4 protein-coding genes are annotated in these 3976 nt (G+C 67.6%); 2 read left to right on the forward strand and 2 right to left on the reverse strand.

Annotated elements, in window-relative coordinates; genetic code table 11:
* The coding region (locus tag AC4IJH_RS43120; protein ID WP_490857504.1) for a PucR family transcriptional regulator at positions 1 to 649 on the forward strand (649 nt) is incomplete at its 5' end.
* A gap of 172 nt (positions 650 to 821) precedes the next feature.
* Positions 822 to 1016, forward strand: a complete 195-nt coding sequence (locus AC4IJH_RS43125) for a CsbD family protein (protein ID WP_490857505.1) — start codon at positions 822 to 824, stop codon at positions 1014 to 1016.
* A 131-nt stretch (positions 1017 to 1147) separates the two neighbouring features.
* On the opposite strand, the gene AC4IJH_RS43130 is transcribed toward AC4IJH_RS43125, so the two are convergent.
* Positions 1148 to 2632, reverse strand: a complete 1485-nt coding sequence (locus AC4IJH_RS43130) for an MFS transporter (protein ID WP_490857507.1) — start codon at positions 2630 to 2632, stop codon at positions 1148 to 1150.
* 371 nt (positions 2633 to 3003) lie between these two features.
* Complete coding sequence (locus AC4IJH_RS43135) at positions 3004 to 3432, reverse strand: hypothetical protein (RefSeq protein ID WP_490857506.1); 429 nt, start codon at positions 3430 to 3432, stop codon at positions 3004 to 3006.
* Between the last annotated feature and the right edge of the window lie 544 nt (positions 3433 to 3976).

A 3976-nucleotide genomic window follows, 5' to 3' on the forward strand; every position in this document is an offset into this window, starting at 1 on the left:
AGCACTTCCTGGCCTTCACCGCCATCGCCTGCAGCCTCATCTGCTACCGCAGACTCACCAAATGAGACGACGTCTAAAGAGAGCGACAGGCGAGACCAGGGAGGCGGACGGACCGGCCGCCGACCTCGCGCTCAGTGACGCCGCTGGGACAGCCCGCCACATCGCCCGACAACTCGGCGCCGCGGTACGCGCCCCCGTCACCGTCGGCGCCTCCGCCCCCGTACCGGCGCCCGGCGCCCGCCCGACCGCCGTCGCCACCGCATACGCCGAGGCCCAGCGCTGCCGCGAGGCACTGCGCGCCCTGGGCCGCGCCGGCCAGGGAGCCGCCGCACCGGACTTCGGCTTCCTCGGCCTCCTGCTCGCCGACACCCGCGATGTCGACGGCTTCCTGCGGCGTACGCTCGGCCCGGTCGCCGACTACGACACCCGCCGCGGCACGGACCTGGTACGCACCCTGGACGCGTACTTCGCCAGCGGCATGAGCCCGGCCCGCACGAAGGACGCTCTGCACGTCCACGTCAACACCGTCGCCCAGCGACTGGAACGGATCGGCCGTCTCCTCGGCCCCGACTGGCAGTCCCCGCAGCGCGCCCTGGAACTCCAACTGGCCCTGAAGCTACGACAGTTGTCCGTTGCCGTAGCGCGTTGAGGACGCGTTCCGTATCCACTGATGGGCACCGGGTACGGGCCGAGGCGCTCGTACCGGTAGCGCCCTCCGGGTGCGAATCCGGCCGCCGTGCGGCAGCGTGGTGGCTGGCCCCGGAGCGCATGTGACCATCCTCCGTGGCCCCTGTGGATCATCCCGACCGAAGGAGTACGTCATGGGCGACGAGAGCGCGATGGACAAGCTCAAGGGCAAGGCCAAGGAAGCCGTGGGCAAGGTAACCGGCGACGAACGCCTCAAGGGCGAGGGCCGCACCGACCAGGCCAAGGGCAAGGTGAAGGGCGCCATGGAGGACGCCAAGGAGAACCTCCAGGGCATGAAGGACTCCCTCAAGAACAAGGACGACTCCTGACCGACCGGCCGCCGGAGGCCTGCCCGCCGGCCTGATCCCCTCCGGCGGCCGGGTCCGCGCCCGCATCCGAGGCGCGATCTGTGCCTGTCACCGCCTCCGTTGCCGTGTACGTACGCGTACCCGAGGCGGTATCAGTGCCTGTGGTTCGTCCCCGTTTCCGTGGCGCACCCCATGGCATCGGCCGTGCCCGTATCCGTACCTGCACTCGTACGCCGACCCGCGGCCGCACCCGCGCCTTCACCCCGCCCCGGCCCCGGCCCCGTATCCGTATCCGTATCCGCACCAACGGTGGCCAGGTCCCGGCTGCGAGTCTCCTTCGCCACCGCCACCGCCACCACCGTGATCAGCGCTGCGAGCATCACATACAGCGCGACCGGTGAGGCGCTGCCGTGATCGGCCAGCAGAGCGGTGGCGATCAGCGGCGCCGGGGCGCCGGCCGCCACAGAGGCGAACTGCGCGCCAATGGACGCCCCCGAATACCGCATCCCGGTCGCGAACATCTCGGCGAAGAACGCCGCCTGCGGCGCGTACATCGCTCCGTGGAAGACCAGCCCGACGGTGACCGCGAGCAGCAGCAGGCCGAAGTTCTCGGTGTCGGCGAGCGCGAAGAACGGGAACGCCCAGGCGGCCACGCCCGCCGCCCCCAGCAGATACACCGGCCGCCGCCCGATCCGGTCCGAGAGTGCACCCCACGCCGGGATCACCGCGAAATGCACGGCCGATGCCGCCAACACCGCATTCAACGCGGCCTGTTGGCCGAGGCCTGTGTGCTGCGTGGCGTAGACGAGAACGAAGGCTGTGAGCACGTAGTAGGAGATGTTCTCCGCCATCCGCGCGCCCATCGCGATCAGTACGTCACGCCAGTGGTGCCGCATGACCGCCACCAGCGGCATCCGCTCCGCCGCCGACCCCCGACCCTGCGCCCGCCGCCGCTCCTCCGCACCCGCCAACGCCGCCTTGAACACCGGCGATTCATCCACCGACAGCCGTATCCACAACCCGACGATCACCAGCAGACCCGAGAGCAGGAACGGCACCCGCCACCCCCAGGAAGCGAACTGCGCGTCAGACAGCAGCGCGGTGAGCGCCGAAAGCACCCCGGTGGCCAGCAACTGCCCAGCGGGCGCCCCGGTCTGCGGCCACGACGCCCAAAAACCCCGCCGCCGCGCATCCCCATGCTCCGACACCAGCAGCACCGCACCGCCCCACTCACCGCCCAGCGCAAACCCCTGCACCAGCCGCAACACCGTCAGCAGCACTGGGGCAGCCGACCCGATCGCCGCATGCGTAGGCAGCAACCCGATCGCGAACGTCGCACCGCCCATCATCAACAGGCTGACCACCAACAGCTTCTTACGCCCCAGCCGGTCCCCGAAGTGCCCGAAGGCCAGGGCCCCGATAGGCCGCGCCGCGAACCCGATGGCATACGTGAGAAACGACAACAGCGTCCCCACCAGCGGATCGGAACCCGGAAAGAACAACTTGTTGAACACCAGCGCAGCGGCCGACCCGTACAGGAAGAAGTCGTACCACTCCACCGTCGTACCGATGAGACTGGCACCGACAATGCGCTTGAGACTGGCGGAACTTGGGGGAGCAGTTGCAGCGGCAGTCATGGTCACCACTTCCGTACGATCACAGGACGTCACACGTGTCGCCACACCGTAGAAACCCCCACCTCACCCGCCCATGTGCCGGCGCCCCACACTTCCACCCCGCACTGTGCAGCCGGACACCATGCCTGCCCCCGACGAGCCGAGCAGGAGGGCGAATGGGTGCCCGGATGCTCGCCTCGGCAACTTGGACCGACCGCGGCCGAGCGGCATCCGAAGCGCCGAGAGGTCCGTCGCTTGGGCGACGCACCAAGCTGCACTTGCGCCAGCAGATTGGTCGACTGCTCGGTAATGCTGTCATAGCAGGGGGAATGTCCCATGAGTAGAAAGCGCCAGGACGATGGACCCGGCGCCTTCTGCTCATGCAGGGAGGGTCAGTAAGTGAGCGGCGGGCTCTTCACGATCTCCGGGAAATCGAAGTCGCTCTCGTTGGGAGCGATACGCAGTTCGGTCCGATAGACATGACCGGGCGTCGGGTTGGACAGCTTGAAGCTGAACTTGTGTGCCTTGCCGCACGGCCGGGGTTCGGAAACCCACGGCCATCCATCGGTGTCGTCCCATGCTGTCATGCGGACATGGCAGTTGGGCCCGGCGTTGATGGAGTCGAATGCCGCCTCGAATACGACGCGGCCGTGGCCGTTCTCGTCGACCGTGCGTACACACGCCAACTTGGATGCCGGTCCAGTGCAGCCACCACCCGTGGCAGCAGCGGCCGTATCCGCAGTACCGACGACAGTCGCGCCGGCCACCGCGGTGATGGCTAACGCCGTAGCCGCAACGCTCTTGAACACACGAATAGTCATTGCCTTCACTTCATTTCTCAATCTCGGGAAAGAACACGCTGAGCATAGGCGGGGAGCGGAGACCGCTGCCAGGATTATTTGATGCCGCGTCAGGGCAAGAGGGCCGCCCCTTTGATCTGTCACCTGATCCCATGGTCTGGGCCCTCGCCCGGCCGCCGGCGTGCGGCGCGAGGTGAGGCCGCAGGTTTCCTGGAGTCCCGCAGGGCGGTGAGCGATTTCGCAACGCCATTTCGCGCAGCCAGGTCTGTGCGCGCTTCGATCCTGCCTCCGCCTTCACCGTTGGGTCGGCAGATGCCGAAGGGGCAGTTCGGACTGCATTCCCATGGTTTCGTGCGCCGTGCTGCTCAATACCGACGGAGTCGCGCTGGCTCCGTTCGGCATCCAAACAATCTCGGATGCCTGTGCGGGTAGAGGACTGCGACAATAGTGAGTCGCCAGTAGTCCTCGAAGGCGCCGTTCGTGCTCATTGTCAAGCCCCGGGTTTTGTGGAGAGTGAGTTAGCTGGTTTTCTGGAGTGACGCTGGGGGTTCGGCCGCGTAGTAGG

Source organism: Streptomyces sp. UF-297 (assembly GCF_058245575.1).